Raw genomic sequence first — 15,762 nt, forward strand, 5'->3', positions numbered from 1 at the left:
TTGGTCCGCGGCAGGCTCGGTCGGCAAATCCTCAAATCGGCCCCAAGTTGCACCGAGCGGGAGCGGCGGTGACGGCCAACGTGTGGTGTCGTGCGGGCGGCATTCGGATGGCGCCACGGCCGGTCATCCCGGTGGCTACGCAGCAGCGCCTGCGGCGGCAGGCGGATCGCCAGAGCCTGGGTGGTAGCGGCTTGCCAGCGTTGAATTGTACGCCTATCAGGCACACAATTGATGTCATGGCTACCAAGCCTGAGCGGAAGACCGAGCGTCTTGCAGCGCGCCTGACCCCTGAGCAGGACGCGCTGATTCGTCGTGCCGCCGAGGCCGAGGGGACTGACCTCACCAATTTCACGGTTACAGCGGCGTTGGCGCACGCGCGCGACGTGCTGGCCGACCGCCGGCTCTTCGTACTCACCGATGCCGCGTGGACTGAGTTCCTCGCCGCGCTGGACCGGCCCGTCTCACACAAGCCTCGGTTGGAGAAGCTGTTCGCCGCGCGGTCCATTTTCGACACCGAGGGGTGAGCGGCTACAGCGCGCCGCGACGTATCAGCGACGCCGATGACGTCACGAGGTTCAGCAGCGGCGAGCCCAGTCTGGACGATTACTTGCGCAAGCGGGCGTTGGCCAACCATGTGCAGGGAGGGTCGCGCTGTTTCGTGACGTGCCGTGACGGTTGGGTAGTCGGCTTCTATGCGCTAGCGTCAGGGTCGGTCGCACACGCTGATGCTCCGGGACGGGTGCGCCGCAATATGCCTGACCCCGTGCCGGTGATCCTGCTGTCGCGGTTGGCGGTTGATCGCAAAGAACAGGGCAGGGGCCTGGGCAGTCATCTGCTGCGTGATGCGATCGGTCGCTGTGTCCAGGCTGCGGACTCGATCGGGCTGCGGGCGATTCTTGTTCATGCGTTGCACGATGAGGCCCGCGCGTTCTACGTCCACTTCGACTTCGAGATCTCGCCGACCGATCCGCTGCACCTAATGCTGTTGATGAAAGACGCTCGCGCGCTAATTGGCGACTGATGCTACGCGATTGACTATCGAGAGCCAGGCTACGTCATCTGATACCAACCAATCACCGACCACAGCATCGACCAGAACAAGCCACGACCACTCGGCTGACACCTGAAAACCATGGCTGAACTGCGCAAACACAGAGTGCCCCCGGCAGGATTCGAACCTGCGACACCGGCTTTAGGAGAGCCGTGCTCTATCCCCTGAGCTACGAGGGCGGGGACGCCTTTGAATACCTGACTAAAACCTAGCCGTTCGCCGCGCCGGCCGGGACTGTCCGATATTCGGTGTAAGTGGCGTTTCTCGGGATTTTTCTTTCGGTCAGCGTTCTTCGGCGGCTGGCATGCGATCGGCGAACGTGATCGCCAGGGCGTTGAGCGCTGGCTTCCAGCGTACGGCCCACTTGGTTTGCCCGGTGCCCTTGGGATCCAGGGAGCGGGTGACCAGGTAGAGCGTCTTGAGTGCTGACTGTTCGTTCGGGAAGTGTCCACGTGCCCGCACCGCCCGCCGGTAGCGCGCATTGAGACTTTCAATTGCGTTGGTAGAACACGGGACTCGCCGTATTTCGACATCATAGTCCAGGAACGGAATGAACTCTTCCCACGCGCTGTCCCACAGCCGTGTGATCGCCGGGTAAGGCTTACCCCATTTCTCGGCGAACTCCTCGTAGCGCAACCTGGCCTCAGCGGCACTGGCTGCGGTGTAGATCGGCTTGAGGTCGACGCTGATCTTGTCCCAGTACTTGCGGGAGGCATACCGGAAAGTGTTGCGGATCAGATGGATGATGCAGGTCTGCACCGTGGTCAACGGGAACGCCGCGGACACGCTGTCGGGCAACCCTTTGAGGCCGTCGCAGACCAGGAAGAAGATGTCTTTGACCCCACGATTGCGCAGGTCGGTGAGCACTGCCAGCCAAAATTTGGCTGACTCACCGTCGCCTTCGCCGGCCCACATCCCCAGGATGTCCTTGTGGCCGTCGAGGTCGACGCCGATCGCGGCGTAGACCGGCCGGTTGCGGACCTGCCCGTCGCGGATCTTGACCATGATCGCGTCGATGAACACCGCGGCGTAGACCTTCTCCAGCGGCCTGGACCACCACGCCTGCATCTCCTCGATGACCCGGTCGGTGATCCGCGAGATGGTGTCCTTGGACACCGACACCCCGTAAACGTCGGCGAAGTGAGCCGCGATCTCGCCGGTGGTCAGGCCTTTGGCGTACAGCGACAACACCACCCGGTCCACATCGGTGACCCGGCGCTTACGTTTGCCCACGATCACCGGCTCGAAGGTGCCGTTGCGGTCACGGGGCACCGCAATCTCGACCTGTCCGCACGCATCGGTTATCACCTTCTTGTTACGAGATCCGTTGCGTGAGTTTCCACTTCCACGCCCGGCTGCGGCGTGCCTGTCGTAGCCGAGGTGTTCGGTCATCTCCTCTTGCAGGGCGGCTTCGAGCACCGTCTTGGTCAGCGCCTTGAGCAACCCGTCAGGGCCGGTCAATGCGACCCCCTCAGCGCGTGCCTGGCGTACCAGATCACCCACCAGCGCCCGCTCGGCACCGGAGAGCTCACGGGCCGCAACGGCCGCCTCATCCACGTCCTGGCCGGCGTGAGCCGGCTCTATCACCTGAGCAGCATCCATGCCCTTGAGTGTGTTTGGTCATAGCAGTGATTCCTTCTGCCCCACGCCGGGGGCGGTCAGAACCACTTACACCGAATCAGCGATAGACCCCTCCGGCGGCGGGGGGGGGTTGGCGGTGTTTGTGGCGTCCGGTCGTCGGGGTGCGGCGGGTGTGAGTGTAGCGGGCGCAACGAGGGCCACCTGACGCTCGGGCGTGTGTGGTGGGCGCTTGTCGGCCAACGCTCTGGGGTTCAGAGCTGTTGCGTGTTGAGTGTGTTTTAGTGTGCGTTAGTGTGTTCTAATTGGCGGCGTGAATCTGGCGGATTGGGCGGAGTCGGTGGGGGTGAATCGACATACCGCTTATCGCTGGTTTCGGGAGGGGACGTTGCCGGTGCCCGCGGAGCGGGTTGGCCGGTTGATCCTGGTCAAGACGGCCGCCTCGGCGTCGGCCGCAGCGGCGGGAGTGGTGCTGTATGCGCGGGTGTCAAGCCATGATAGGCGTTCGGATCTGGATCGGCAGGTCGCGCGTCTAACCGCGTGGGCCACCGAGCGTGACTTGGGGGTGGGGCAAGTGGTGCGCGAGGTCGGTTCCGGCCTGAACGGCAAGCGACCCAAGCTGCGGCGCATCTTGTCGGACCCCGATGCGAGAGTGATCGTTGTGGAGCATCGGGATCGGCTGGCGCGTTTCGGGGTGGAGCACCTCGAGGCGGCGCTGTCTGCTCAGGGCCGGCGGATTGTGGTCGCCGATCCTGGTGAGACGACCGATGATCTGGTGTGTGACATGATCGAGGTCTTGACCGGTATGTGCGCGCGGCTGTACGGGCGTCGCGGTGCGCGCAACCGGGCGATGCGTGCGGTCACGGAGGCCAAGCGTGAGCCGGGGGCGGGGTGATGATCGTCAGGATGCGTAGCTGCGCTCAGGCCGCGAAGGTGGCCGAGGCCACCGGTGGTGTGCAGCTGGCGGGCAAGCCGAAACCCGATGGGACACCGACGTTCTCCCGGTATGTGGAGATCGGCGTGGATTTTGAGGCGCACCGGCCGGTGGTGGAGTCGGTTTCGGTGCTGTTCGAGCTTTATGACGGCGACGCCAACAGTTATGCCGCGACCGGGGGGCCGGGTGCCCAACTGCCGTCGGGCTGGATGGTCACGGCGGCGAAATTCGAGGTCGAGTGGCCCGCCGACCCGCAGCGGGCGGGTTTGGTGCGTTCACATTTCGGCGCCCGCCGCAAAGCTTTCAACTGGGGCCTGGCCCAGGTGAAGGCCGACCTCGACGCCAAAGCCGCTGATCCGGCACATGAGTCGGTGGACTGGGACTTGAAGTCGCTGCGATGGGCGTGGAACCGAGCCAAAGATGACGTGGCGCCGTGGTGGGCCGAGAATTCCAAGGAGTGCTACTCGTCGGGGTTGGCCGATCTGGCCCAGGGCCTGGCTAATTGGAAAGCTGGCAAGAACGGGACCCGCAAAGGCCGGCGGGTGGGCTTCCCGCGATTCAAATCCGGGCGGCGTGATCCTGGCAGGGTGCGGTTCACCACCGGCACCATGCGCATAGAGGATGACCGGCGCACGATCACGGTCCCGGTGATCGGGCCGCTGCGGGCCAAGGAGAACACCCGCCGGGTGCAACGCCACCTCGTGAGCGGGCGCGCGCAGATCCTGAACATGACCTTGTCGCAGCGGTGGGGCCGGTTATTCGTGGCGGTCTGCTACGCGCTGCGCACCCCGACCACCAGATCACCGCTCACCCAGCCGACTGTGCGCGCCGGAATGGACCTGGGAGTCCGGACCCTGGCCACGGTCGCCACCCTCGACACCGCCACCGGCGAGCAGACCATCATCGAATACCCAAACCCGGCCCCGCTCAAGGCGACACTCGTCGCCCGTCGCAGGGCCGGCCGAGAACTTTCCCGCCGCATCCCCGGCTCCCATGGGCATCGGGCAGTGAAAGCCAAGCTGGCCCGCCTGGATCGCCGGTGCGTGCACCTACGGCGGGAAGCAGCCCACCAGCTCACCACCGAGTTGGCGGGCACCTATGGCCAGGTCGTGATCGAAGACCTCGACGTGGCCGCGATGAAACGCAGCATGCGCCGGCGGGCGTTTCGCCGATCGGTCTCCGATGCCGCAATGGGTTTGGTCGCGCCGCAGCTGGCTTACAAAACGGCCAAGTGCAGCGGCGTGCTGACGGTGGCGGACCGCTGGTTTGCCTCCAGCCAAATCCACCACGGCTGCACCAGCCCCGACGGCACACCGTGCCGGCTGCAAGGCAAGGGCCGCATCGACAAACACCTGCTCTGCCCTGTAACGGGCGAGGTAGTCGACCGCGACAGAAACGCTGCTTTGAATCTCCGTGACTGGCCGGATAACGCCAGTCGTGGTCCAGTCGGGACCACGGCCCCATCGGCACCCGGGCCAACCACCACGGTTGGTACAGGCCATGGCGCGGACACCGGATCATCCGGCGCCGGCGGAGCATCCGTAAGACCCCGCCCACGCAGGGCCGGACGCGGCGAGGCCAAAACCCAAACCCCGCAAGGGGACGCCGCATGAGAGTGCAACTAAAACACACTCAACGGCAACGGTGTCGTCGGGATGCCAGCGCCCCGCCCACGCATCTTCACTTGATCGAGATCGATCAGGTGATCGGCCGCTCATTGGCGGCCGCGGCATCATGCAGATGGTTGACGAGCTGCGTGCGGCCGCCTCCGGTCCAAAGTCGCCAGACAGCTACCAGGAACGGGCCGCAGTTACCAGGCCCTGTACCAGGGTAGCGGTGACCGGTGACATGCCGCCGACGCCGGGGAGGGTACTGCGTGGGCTCAGACCCCTTACCCGAATCGATAGTTCCAGCTGGGTCCCGCCGTCGCGGACCCGGTTGACCGGATTGTCTGGATGCAGGCCGCGGAGCTCCTCCGGGATGGCGGCCAGATCGGTGACTACCCGATAGCCGGGCAGCTGGATGTGCCGCGCGAGATGGGCGGCAAGCGCGCGGTTGCGGCCCCCGGCCAACAGCTGGGTGCTGCGCCCGATGCGGTCGTAGCCGTGCAGCGACACGGCGACGTCAACGTGGTCAAGGAATTCGGCGAGGCGCGCCGATTCCGCCGGGTCGAACCGGGCCGACGGCAGGTGGTGCGGGTAGTTGTCCGGATGACGCAGCAGGTACACCGAAGCGCCCGCAGCCTCGGCGGAGCGTTCGGCGATCAGGTCGGTCACCTGCTCCAGGCCGCCCCCGTGGATGGCGAGGAAGCCGAAGCGGGACCGCAGCTGGCTCGTCTCGATGACGCCGGGCTGGCTTAGCAACTCCGAAAGTGATTGTGGCGCAGGCCCAGATCTCGATGACGGTAACACTGGCAGGGGCCACCGCGCGGGGTCCCAGCGGTGCAGATAGTCGATCCAGCGTTGCGGCAGCCCGTGGTGTCGAGCGCCGTCGATGACGCGCGGTAGATAGCCCGGCCGCGGCCGGCCCGGCATCACCCGGTGGTCAATGTAGACCCAGGCCGGCAACGCTGTGTCGTCGGTGTGCACGGTCAACCGTTCGCGCCGGTAGCGCACCGGCACGCCTTCGGCGCTGTCCAACCTGACCAGGTCGCGCTCGGAGAGCTGCCATAGCACGCCATGCACCTTGTTTCCGGCGAAGGGTTCGACGGTGGCCACGCCGCGCTGGTTGATCAGCCAGTTGTGATCGCTGAGCACTGCCGGCCGCGGAGCACCGGCGTCGGGACAGCGCGACGCCATCTGGTGGGCGCACAGGTTGGACCCGTAGGCGAAGTAGGGATGCCGGCGGTCCGGCATTCAGCCGGTCACCGTGAGATAGATCAGCATCACGTTGAGCAGACTAACCATCACCGCGACCACCCAGCCAACCCAAGTCGTGGCGCGATGGTTGGTGTCGCCGCCCATCACCGCGGGGCTGCCGGTGAGTTTGACCAGTGGAAGTACCGCAAACGGAATACCGAACGACAGCACCACCTGTGAGAGCACCAATGTGCGGGTGGGGTCGAAGCCCAGCGTAAGTATCGCCAACGCGGGGCCCAGCGTGATTAGGCGGCGCACCAGCATGGGAACGCTCCAGTGCAGCAGCCCCTGCATGATCATCGCGCCGGCGTAAGCACCCACCGACGACGACGCCAAGCCGGACGCCAGCAACCCGACCGCGAAGAGCACCGCGATCGTCGCCCCCAAGGTGTCGTGGACGGCGTGGTAGGCGCCTTCGATCGAGGCGGTGTCCCCACGGCCCCGCATGTTCAGCGCGGCAACCAGCAGCATCGCGGCGTTTACCCCGCCGGCTATCAGCATCGCCAGGCCGACATCCCAGCGGGTGACGCGCAGCAGCCGGCGCCGCTGAGGGCCCGGATCGGGATGCCCGTGCCGGTCGCGCGCGAGACCTGAATGCAGGTAGACGGCGTGCGGCATGACGGTCGCCCCCATGATCGCCGCGGCCAAAAGAACGCTCTCGGTTCCCTGAAAGCGCGGTGCCAAACCGGCGAGGACCGCATTGGGGGGTGGTGTCACGACGAAGAAACTGGCGGTGAAGCCGATGGCAATCACCAGCAGCAAGGCGGTGATGACGCGCTCGAACAAACGTTGACCGCGCCGATCCTGGATCGTCAGCAGCAGCAGCGAGACCACCCCGGTGATGATCCCGCCGATCGGCAGCGGCAGGTTGAACATGATCCGCAATGCGATAGCTCCGCCGATCACTTCGGCCACATCGGTTGCCATCGCGACGATCTCGGCCTGTGCCCAGTAGGCCAGCCGGGCCGGGCGTCCCATTCGCTTGCCGATCGCTTCCGGCAGTGAGCGTCCGGTCACCAGCCCGAGCTTTGCCGACAGGTACTGCACCAGGGCGGCCATCACGTTGGCGGCGACGATCACCCATAACAACAGGTAGCCGAACTGGGCGCCGGAGCTGACGTTGGCTGCCACGTTCCCGGGGTCGACGTAGGCGATGGCCGCGACAAAGGCTGGCCCGAGCAGATACCAGCTCGTCTTCAGGGAAGTCCGGGTGTCCTGGGCCAACTCACCGACTTTCGATCCACGCGAACAAAGATGCGAGAGTAACCGAAATTCGCCCGCCACCAACCACCGGGCTACTCGGGACCTCCGCTGGCTATCGGTAGTCGGGGTTGGCGAAGTCCGGCCGGCAGCCGGCGTCCCACTTGGTGCGTTGATTGCCGTAGGCCGGGATGCCGCCGGCGACCCGCAACATCTGCGCGATGTGCATCAGATTGAACGTCATGAATGTGGTGTTGCGGTTGGTGAAGTCGTTCTCTGGACCGCCGGATCCGGGGTCGAGATACGACGGTCCCGGCCCCGCTTCACCGATCCAGCCGGCATCCGCTTGCGGCGGGATGGTGTATCCCAGGTGTTGCAGGCTATAGAGCACATTCATCGCGCAATGCTTGACGCCGTCCTCGTTTCCGGTAATGAGGCAACCACCGGCGCGGCCGTAGTAGGCGTACTGTCCATCCTCGTTGAGCAGGCTCGAGCATGCGTACAGGCGCTCGATAACCCGTTTCATCACCGAGCTGTTGTCGCCCAGCCAGATCGGCCCGCACAGCACCAGGATGTGCGCATCGAGGACACGCCGATACAGGGCGGGCCATTCGTCGGTCGCCCAACCGTGTTCGGTCATGTCCGGCCATACGCCGGTCGCTATGTCATGGTCAACTGCGCGCAGAGTGTCGACCTGGACGCCATGCTCACGCATGATCCCCGAGCTGCGCTCAATGAGCCCGTCGGTATGGCTGAGCTCTGGCGAGCGCTTCAGTGTCGCGTTGATGAACAGCGCACGCAGCCCGTCGAATCGGGGTGGGGCCGCGGCGTTCTGGTCAGAGGTCGTGGTCATACGTCATACCCACCTGCCTGTCATCGTCGTGCCGGGTTGCCGCTGGGCGGCGGTGCTGGTGCCAAGAAATGACCGATCAGGCAGCAGCGTACCGCCCTTCACCGGTGATCAGGGGTAGGTCGAGGGTTGTCCGGATACCCGGTTCGGCGGCCACCACTGCAGGGATCGCGTTGACGATGCGCATCGCGGTGGCGACCAGTCCGGCGTGGTTGTGGTCCCCGTGGCGGCTGCTCAGGCAGATGTCCATGGCGTAGCAGGGCTCGCCGGAGATTTCGATGCGGTACGAGCCGCCCGGCTGGGCGGGCTGCGGCCACTCGGGACATAGGTCCGCGCGCAACCGGGTCACGTGTTCCAGGACTACCGCTGGCACGCCGTCGACCAGGCCGAGCACCTCGAAGCGCAGGGCGGCGGCGCTGCCCTTAGGAATATGGCCCGATGCAATGTTGAAGGCCTCCGGCGCCGGCTCCCGGACATACATTTCCTCGACCCCGTCAAGTGAAATGCCAAGGCCCGCAGCAAGTTGTCGGACCACTGATCCCCAGGCCAGGCTGAGCACACCTGGCTGCAGCAGCATCGGGATCTGGTCCATCGGCTTACCGAAGCCCATCACGTCGAACATGACTACGGCGCTGTCATAGGTGGCGTAGTCGACGATCTCCATGCAGCGTATCTGCTCGATGCTTTCACAGGTGCCGGCCAACGCCATCGGCAACAGGTCGTTGGCGAAACCCGGATCGATGCCGTTCACGTACAGACTTGAATTTCCTGCGCGCGCAGCGTCTTGCAAAGGCTTGATGATCTCGTCGGGGATCACCTGCCACGGATATTGCAAGAACACCGGGCCGCTGCCGACGATATTGATCCCTGCCGCCAAGATTCGGCGGTAGTCTTCCAGCGCCTCGGGCAGCCGATTGTCGGCCATCGCGTTGTAGACGGCGCACCGCGGCCCGGTGGCGAGCACGGCGTTCAGATCGGTGCTGGCCCGCACACCCGTCGAATCCGCCAGCCCGGCAAGCTCTGCCGCATCCTTGCCGGCTTTGGCGTCCGATGACACCCAGACACCGGTGAGCTCGAACTCCGGGTCGGCGATGAGCGCACGCAACGAGTGCACGCCAACGTTGCCGGTGCCCAATTGAACGACGGGTATGGCCATGGCGGGCTCCTTAGCGGTAGGGGTCAGACTGCGACTGCTCGCGCATCATCGGTTCACAGGTCCGGAATGGGAAGGTCGAGATTGGGGAAGGTGAGTCCGCCGTCGACCTCCAACGTCTTGCCGGTCAGGAAGCTGCCCGCCGGAGAGGCCAAATACACTGCCGCAGCTGCAATGTCGACGGGGTCACCGAGCCGGCGCAGTGGTGTCGCCTGCTCCATCGGCGCACGCAGCTCGTCGTTGGCGGCTACCACCTCCAGCGCCGAGGTCAGGATGGAACCCGGCGCGATCGCATTGACCCGGACGCGTGGGCACAGGTCCAGCGCCGCCAGCCGGGTGTAGTGGGCCAGTGCGGCCTTGGCGGTGCCGTAGGCGGCGAAACCCCGCGCCGCCAGCCGGCCCATGGTGGAGCTGATGTTGATCACGCTGCCGCCGCCGGAGTGTTCCAGCATCAACGGCACCGCCGCGACGGTCAGCGCGTGGGCGGTGCCCACGTTGAAGGCGAAGGCGTCCGCGAGGTCCTTGGTCGAGGTGCTTAGCAGCGTGTTGGGCATGGTGCCGCCAACGTTGTTGACGACGATGTCGAGCTTCCCGAAAGCTCCGACGGCCTGACCAGCCAGCTGCGCGGTCACCTCGGGATGGGCCAGATCGGCGGCAACGGTGTGGGCGCGGCGGCCGGCAGCGCGGATCTGTTCGGCGACAGCGTCAAGCTCGGATGATGTTCGTGAAGCGATGAGGACATCCGCGCCGGCCTGGGCGAAAGCCAATGCGATGGCTGCTCCCAGGCCGCGGCCGCCGCCGGTGATGACGGCAACCTTGTCGTCAAGACGGAACATATCCAGGATCATGGCGCCCTCTTTTCCGGCTGTCGGCCGAAACGGTAACAAGCTTGCTGCAGCTTCCTGTGACTGCTCCCGAAACCTGGGGGTGTGCCTGCTGTGTATGCACGGCATACGGACATCCTTCCCCTGAGACCCGCGGTCGAACCAGCCACGTGTCCATCATCAGGGGTCAACCCCGGCCAAGGGCGACGGCACGCCAAGTTCGCCGACCGTTAACCTAGTGCTGTTAGCTTCATTTGCTGCGAGCAAAACAGCTGGTCGGCCGTTAGGAACTGAATTGAAACTCAACCGATTTGGTGCCGCCGTAGGTGTCCTGGCTGCGGGTGCGCTGGTGTTGTCCGCGTGTGGTAACGACGACAATGTGACCGGGGGAGGTGCAACCACTGGCCAGGCGTCGGCGAAGGTCGATTGCGGGGGGAAGAAGACACTCAAAGCCAGTGGGTCGACGGCGCAGGCCAACGCGATGACCCGCTTTGTCAACGTGTTCGAGCAGGCCTGCCCCGGCCAAACCCTGAACTACACGGCCAATGGTTCGGGCGCTGGAATCAGCGAATTTAATGGCAACCAAACCGATTTCGGTGGCTCAGATGTACCCCTGAGCAAGGACGAGGCCGCAGCGGCGCAGCGGCGTTGCGGCTCGCCGGCGTGGAATCTGCCGGTGGTGTTCGGCCCGATCGCGGTTACCTACAACCTCAACAGCGTTTCCTCGCTAAATTTGGACGGCCCCACGTTGGCGAAGATCTTCAACGGCTCCATTACGCAGTGGAACAATCCCGCGATCCAGGCGCTGAACCGCGACTTCACGCTGCCAGGTGAGCGGATTCACGTGGTGTTCCGCAGCGATGAGTCGGGGACCACGGACAACTTCCAGAGGTACCTGCAGGCCGCGTCCAACGGTGCGTGGGGTAAGGGCGCTGGAAAGTCGTTCCAAGGCGGCGTCGGTGAGGGCGCGCGGGGTAACGATGGCACGTCAGCGGCCGCGAAGAACACCCCGGGGTCGATCACCTACAACGAGTGGTCGTTCGCCCAGGCGCAGCACCTGACCATGGCCAACATCGTCACTTCGGCTGGTGGGGACCCGGTGGCGATTACTATCGACTCGGTCGGCCAGACGATCGCCGGGGCCACCATCTCCGGGGTGGGCAACGACCTGGTGCTCGACACGGACTCGTTCTACCGGCCGAAGCGTCCCGGCTCCTATCCGATCGTGTTAGCGACATACGAAATCGTTTGCTCGAAGTATCCCGACTCGCAGGTTGGCACGGCTGTGAAGGCGTTCCTGCAGAGCACTATCGGCGCCGGTCAAAGCGGCCTGGGGGACAACGGATACATCCCAATTCCGGACGAGTTCAAATCGAGGCTGTCGACTGCGGTCAACGCGATCGCCTGATCTGAGGTTGACGTGGTCACCGAGCCGCTCACAAAGCCGGCGCTAGTGGCGGTCGACATGCGCCCCGCGCGGCGCGGCGAGCGGCTGTTCAAGCTGGCCGCGTCGGCCGCCGGTTCGACGATCGTCATCGCAATCCTGCTGATCGCGATATTCCTGTTGGTCCGCGCCGTGCCGTCGTTGCGGGCGAATCACGCCAATTTCTTCACCAGTACCCAATTCGACACGTCGGACGATGAGCAGCTGGCGTTTGGTGTCCGGGACTTGTTCATGGTCACGGCGTTGAGTTCGATAACGGCTCTGGTGTTGGCGGTGCCGGTGGCTGTCGGGATCGCGGTGTTCCTCACCCACTACGCGCCGAGGAGACTGTCGCGTCCATTCGGCGCGATGGTGGATCTACTGGCCGCAGTGCCGTCGATCATCTTCGGGTTGTGGGGGATCTTTGTGCTGGCGCCCAAGCTCGAGCCGATCGCGAGGTTTCTCAATCGCAACTTGGGCTGGTTGTTCCTGTTCAAGCAGGGCAACGTGTCGTTGGCCGGCGGCGGCACGATTTTCACCGCGGGCATCGTGCTGTCGGTGATGATCCTGCCTATCGTCACATCGATATCACGCGAAGTGTTCCGGCAGACTCCGCTGATCCAAATCGAAGCAGCGCTGGCGCTAGGCGCGACGAAATGGGAGGTAGTGCGGATGACCGTGCTGCCATACGGGCGAAGCGGGGTGGTCGCGGCCTCCATGCTGGGTTTGGGGCGGGCTCTGGGCGAAACCGTGGCCGTGCTGGTCATCCTGCGCTCGGCCGCGCGGCCGGGGACCTGGTCGCTGTTCGACGGCGGTTATACGTTCGCTTCCAAGATCGCCTCCGCTGCTTCAGAATTCAGCGAACCGCTGCCGACCGGAGCCTATATTTCGGCGGGATTTGCGTTATTCGTGCTGACGTTCCTGGTCAATGCGGCCGCTCGCGCAATCGCCGGCGGGAAGGTCAACGGGTGAGTCCCTCAACGAGCATCGAGGCGCTCGACCAGCCGGTAAAGCCGGTGGTGTTTCGTCCGCTTACGCTGCGACGGCGGATCAAAAACAGCGTCGCGACAACGTTTTTCTTCACCTCGTTCGTGGTCGCGTTGATACCGTTGGTCTGGCTGCTTTGGGTGGTGATTGCCCGGGGTTGGTTTGCCGTCACCCGATCGGGCTGGTGGACCCACTCGCTGCGCGGCGTGCTGCCAGAGCAATTCGCCGGTGGGGTGTATCACGCCCTGTACGGCACGCTGGTGCAGGCCGGGGTGGCCGCCGTGCTGGCCGTGCCGCTGGGCTTGATGACCGCGGTTTACCTAGTGGAATACGGGACTGGTCGAATGGCGCGGGTGACTACCTTCACCGTCGACGTGCTTGCCGGCGTGCCCTCTATCGTGGCGGCGTTATTCGTCTTCAGCCTGTGGATCGCCACCCTAGGATTTCAGCAGAGCGCCTTTGCCGTGGCGTTGGCGTTGGTCCTGCTGATGTTGCCGGTGGTGGTTCGGGCAGGCGAGGAGATGCTCAGGTTGGTGCCCGATGAACTGCGAGAAGCCAGCTACGCGTTAGGCGTTCCGAAATGGAAGACGATCGTGCGGATCGTCGCCCCGATCGCGATGCCGGGCATCGTGTCAGGCATCTTGTTGTCCATCGCGCGCGTCGTCGGTGAAACCGCACCGGTTCTGGTGCTGGTCGGGTACAGCCACTCCATCAACCTCGACGTCTTCCACGGCAACATGGCCTCGCTGCCGTTGCTGATCTACACCGAACTCACCAATCCCGAGCACGCCGGCTTCCTGCGCGTCTGGGGCGCGGCGCTGACCCTGATCATCGTGGTCGCCACGATCAACCTGGCCGCGGCGATGATCCGGTTCGTCGCAACCCGACGGCGGTGACTCCCGTTATGACGTGAGTTTCACCACTCGGTCGTTGCCGCGGTCGGCGACGTAGACGGTCCGGTCGCTGTCCACTGCCACCGCGAGGGGGGTGTTGAGGCCGGTGAACGGTAGCACTGTCGAGGTGGTCGACCCGGCCAGGAGTTTGACCACCTGGTTTGTGTTGTGCTCGGTGACGTAGACGGTTCCGGCTTCGTCCACCGCGATACCCCACGGTGCGGTGATATCCGTGAATGGCAGCACGACCTGGTTATTCGACTCGGCCTCTAGCTTGACAACCCTGTTGTTGTCGGTGTCGGTGACATAGACGTTGCCGGAGTTGTCGACGGCCACCCCGTCGGGGTCGTTGAGGCCGGTGAACGGCAGCACGGTCTGGGTCTTGGATCCGGCCGCCAACTTCACCACCCTGTTGTTGCCCCGGTCGGCGACGTATACCGCACCCTGGGTATCCACCGCGAGACCTTCGGGGTAGTTGAGGCCGTCGAACGGTAGCACGGTCTGGTTGTTGGACCCGGCCGCTAACGTCACCACCCGGTTGTTGAAATCGGTGACGTATACGGTGCCAGCGCCGTCCACCGCCAACCCCTGCGGCTGGTACAGCCCGTTGAACGGTAACACCGTCGTGCCGGTTGACCCGGTGGCCAACTTGACCACTCGGCCGTACATGCCCTCACTGGTGACGTACACGTTGCCGGCGCTGTCCACTGCCACCCCACTCGGCGAGAGGCGGAAGTCGATGCCGGTGAACGGCAACACGGTCTGTCCGGATGCCTGCGTCGGCGACCACGAAGGTCGTAAGACCAGGTAGCCGGCGGCGGCGACGATGGCCACCAGTACGATCGCGGCAGCGCCGACGACGGCCCACACCTTCCGTTTGTTGCCGGCCGGCGGCACAGCGTGTCCCAGGGAGGCCTGGAGCGCATTCGGGACGGCAGGGGAGTGTCCGGTTTGGCTGGGCCAGTTCCCGCCGCGGCTGTCCGCTGCCAGGGGTCCGGCCACGGTCGCGGAGTCCCCGGGCGACCATCGGGCAGCACCCGGGGTCGGTGGGCCGGTGCCCGCCCCGGCAATGCCGGACTCGGACTGGCTCAAGCCCGTATCGGCCGGAGTGGCCAGCAAGGTTGCGTTGTCACCGCGCCGCAGAATCGTCGTGGCCTGGTGTTGCTCGGATGTGGTGAGTGCGTCATGGGCGGCGATGGCCAGATCACCAGCGCTCATAAAGCGCTCCGCGGGGTTTTTGGCCATGCCTTTGGCGATCACCTGATCCAGGGCCGGCGGCACGCGCCCGGGCCGTAGCTGGCTGGGCTGCGGGGCAGGGTCCATTAGATGCGCGGCGATCAACCGCTCAACGCTGTCGGCCCGATACGGTGGGGCACCGGTCAAACACTCACCCAACACGCACGCCAACGCATAGATATCTGCGCGATAGGTGACCTCATCGCCGGTGAACCGCTCCGGGGCCATGTAGTTGTAGGTTCCCACGGCGGTCCCGGTCTGGGTCAGCCCCGGGTCGGAGGCGGCACGGGCAATACCGAAATCGACCAGATAGGCGAAGTCGCTCGCGGTGACCAGAATGTTTTCCGGTTTTACGTCGCGGTGCGTTACGCCGTTGGCATGCGCGGCATCCAAAGCGGCGGCGATCTGGCGCACGATGGCCACAGCTCGGGCCGGGGTCAGCGGACCATACTGTTTCAATAGGGCGCGTAAAGAGGTGCCGTCGATCATGCGCATTTCGACAAAGAACTGTCCGTTGATCTCGCCGTAGTCATGGATCGGCACGATGTGTGGCTCGGTCAGCCGTCCCGCGGTGTCGGCCTCGCGTTGCATCCGTGCTCGAAACACCGCATTGTCGGAGTACTGCGGCGAGATCAACTTCAGCGCCACCACCCGGTGCTTGCGGGTGTCCTCGGCCTCATAAACCTCGCCCATCCCGCCTCGGCCCAGCAGCCGCAATAGCTGATACGGCCCAAATTGCGACCCTACCTGCGGAACGGCATCGCTCACCGTCGAA

General features: G+C 64.9%; 14 protein-coding genes and 1 tRNA gene. 7 read left to right on the plus strand and 8 right to left on the minus strand.

Annotated features, from left to right (window positions below):
• Window positions 1-47: 47 nt before the first annotated feature.
• Window positions 48-524 carry a type II toxin-antitoxin system TacA family antitoxin gene (locus MCAN_RS04805; RefSeq protein ID WP_003404754.1) on the plus strand — a complete coding sequence of 159 codons (477 nt, stop codon included), beginning with the start codon at window positions 48-50 and terminating at the stop codon, window positions 522-524.
• A complete protein-coding gene (locus tag MCAN_RS04810; RefSeq protein WP_014000498.1) occupies window positions 521-1,021 on the plus strand; it encodes a GNAT family N-acetyltransferase in 501 nt (166 codons plus the stop codon). The genes MCAN_RS04805 and MCAN_RS04810 overlap by 4 nt, the downstream gene beginning before the upstream one ends.
• A gap of 136 nt (window positions 1,022-1,157) precedes the next feature.
• Here MCAN_RS04810 and MCAN_RS04815 read toward each other — a convergent pair.
• Both MCAN_RS04815 and MCAN_RS04820 read right to left on the minus strand, forming a co-directional pair.
• A tRNA-Arg gene (locus MCAN_RS04815) sits at window positions 1,158-1,230 on the minus strand.
• A gap of 103 nt (window positions 1,231-1,333) precedes the next feature.
• On the minus strand, window positions 1,334-2,653 hold the full coding sequence (locus tag MCAN_RS04820) for an IS256-like element IS1554 family transposase (RefSeq protein WP_014000499.1): 1,320 nt from the start codon (window positions 2,651-2,653) through the stop codon (window positions 1,334-1,336).
• A gap of 289 nt (window positions 2,654-2,942) precedes the next feature.
• On the opposite strand from MCAN_RS04820, the gene MCAN_RS04825 reads away from it, so the two are divergent.
• Together MCAN_RS04825 and tnpB are read left to right on the plus strand one after the other, a co-directional pair.
• On the plus strand, window positions 2,943-3,524 hold the full coding sequence (locus MCAN_RS04825) for an IS607-like element IS1535 family transposase (RefSeq protein ID WP_014000500.1): 582 nt from the start codon (window positions 2,943-2,945) through the stop codon (window positions 3,522-3,524).
• A complete protein-coding gene (gene tnpB, locus MCAN_RS04830) occupies window positions 3,524-5,176 on the plus strand; it encodes an IS607 family element RNA-guided endonuclease TnpB (protein WP_003404761.1) in 1,653 nt (550 codons plus the stop codon). Before MCAN_RS04825 ends, tnpB begins: the two co-directional genes overlap by 1 nt.
• Before the next feature lie 177 nt (window positions 5,177-5,353).
• On the opposite strand, the gene MCAN_RS04835 is transcribed toward tnpB, so the two are convergent.
• The 5 genes from MCAN_RS04835 to MCAN_RS04855 form a co-directional block, all read right to left on the minus strand.
• The gene (locus MCAN_RS04835) at window positions 5,354-6,418 is read right to left on the minus strand and encodes a poly-gamma-glutamate hydrolase family protein (protein ID WP_014000501.1); all 1,065 of its coding nucleotides are present in this window, start codon (window positions 6,416-6,418) and stop codon (window positions 5,354-5,356) included.
• Entirely contained in the window at window positions 6,419-7,705 is a 1,287-nt protein-coding gene (locus tag MCAN_RS04840) for an Nramp family divalent metal transporter (RefSeq protein ID WP_015289415.1), read from the minus strand.
• Window positions 7,706-7,736: 31 nt separating this feature from the next.
• Window positions 7,737-8,474 (minus strand): flavodoxin family protein, encoded by a 738-nt coding sequence (locus tag MCAN_RS04845; protein ID WP_003404764.1) that lies wholly within the window; start codon window positions 8,472-8,474, stop codon window positions 7,737-7,739.
• A gap of 76 nt (window positions 8,475-8,550) precedes the next feature.
• Entirely contained in the window at window positions 8,551-9,627 is a 1,077-nt protein-coding gene (locus MCAN_RS04850) for an NAD(P)H-dependent amine dehydrogenase family protein (protein ID WP_003404767.1), read from the minus strand.
• Between the two features lie 53 nt (window positions 9,628-9,680).
• The gene (locus MCAN_RS04855; RefSeq protein ID WP_003404769.1) at window positions 9,681-10,472 is read right to left on the minus strand and encodes an SDR family oxidoreductase; all 792 of its coding nucleotides are present in this window, start codon (window positions 10,470-10,472) and stop codon (window positions 9,681-9,683) included.
• Window positions 10,473-10,743: 271 nt separating this feature from the next.
• On the opposite strand from MCAN_RS04855, the gene pstS reads away from it, so the two are divergent.
• Genes pstS through pstA form a run of 3 tightly spaced genes read left to right on the plus strand, consistent with a single transcriptional unit; the run spans window position 10,744 to window position 13,754 of the window.
• The gene (gene pstS / locus MCAN_RS04860; RefSeq protein ID WP_003404775.1) at window positions 10,744-11,856 is read left to right on the plus strand and encodes a phosphate ABC transporter substrate-binding protein PstS; all 1,113 of its coding nucleotides are present in this window, start codon (window positions 10,744-10,746) and stop codon (window positions 11,854-11,856) included.
• A gap of 12 nt (window positions 11,857-11,868) precedes the next feature.
• The gene (gene pstC, locus MCAN_RS04865) at window positions 11,869-12,843 is read left to right on the plus strand and encodes a phosphate ABC transporter permease subunit PstC (RefSeq protein WP_003404779.1); all 975 of its coding nucleotides are present in this window, start codon (window positions 11,869-11,871) and stop codon (window positions 12,841-12,843) included.
• The gene (gene pstA, locus MCAN_RS04870) at window positions 12,840-13,754 is read left to right on the plus strand and encodes a phosphate ABC transporter permease PstA (RefSeq protein ID WP_014000502.1); all 915 of its coding nucleotides are present in this window, start codon (window positions 12,840-12,842) and stop codon (window positions 13,752-13,754) included. Before pstC ends, pstA begins: the two co-directional genes overlap by 4 nt.
• A 6-nt stretch (window positions 13,755-13,760) precedes the next feature.
• Here pstA and pknD read toward each other — a convergent pair whose 3' ends face one another.
• Window positions 13,761-15,755 (minus strand): serine/threonine protein kinase PknD, encoded by a 1,995-nt coding sequence (gene pknD, locus MCAN_RS04875; protein WP_003404782.1) that lies wholly within the window; start codon window positions 15,753-15,755, stop codon window positions 13,761-13,763.
• Window positions 15,756-15,762: the final 7 nt, after the last annotated feature.

This window comes from Mycobacterium canetti CIPT 140010059 (genome assembly GCF_000253375.1).
In the GTDB taxonomy this organism is placed as follows: Bacteria; Actinomycetota; Actinomycetes; order Mycobacteriales; family Mycobacteriaceae; genus Mycobacterium; species Mycobacterium tuberculosis.

Excerpts from the sequence above, each read along its gene's own strand:
- MCAN_RS04835 (WP_014000501.1), bottom strand. The coding sequence starts at position 6,418 with ATGCCGGACCGCCGGCATCCCTACTTCGCCTACGGGTCCAACCTGTGC.
- MCAN_RS04855 (WP_003404769.1), bottom strand. The coding sequence starts at position 10,472 with ATGATCCTGGATATGTTCCGTCTTGACGACAAGGTTGCCGTCATCACC.
- tnpB (WP_003404761.1), top strand. The coding sequence starts at position 3,524 with ATGATCGTCAGGATGCGTAGCTGCGCTCAGGCCGCGAAGGTGGCCGAG.
- MCAN_RS04850 (WP_003404767.1), bottom strand. The coding sequence starts at position 9,627 with ATGGCCATACCCGTCGTTCAATTGGGCACCGGCAACGTTGGCGTGCAC.
- MCAN_RS04845 (WP_003404764.1), bottom strand. The coding sequence starts at position 8,474 with ATGACCACGACCTCTGACCAGAACGCCGCGGCCCCACCCCGATTCGAC.
- MCAN_RS04820 (WP_014000499.1), bottom strand. The coding sequence starts at position 2,653 with ATGGATGCTGCTCAGGTGATAGAGCCGGCTCACGCCGGCCAGGACGTG.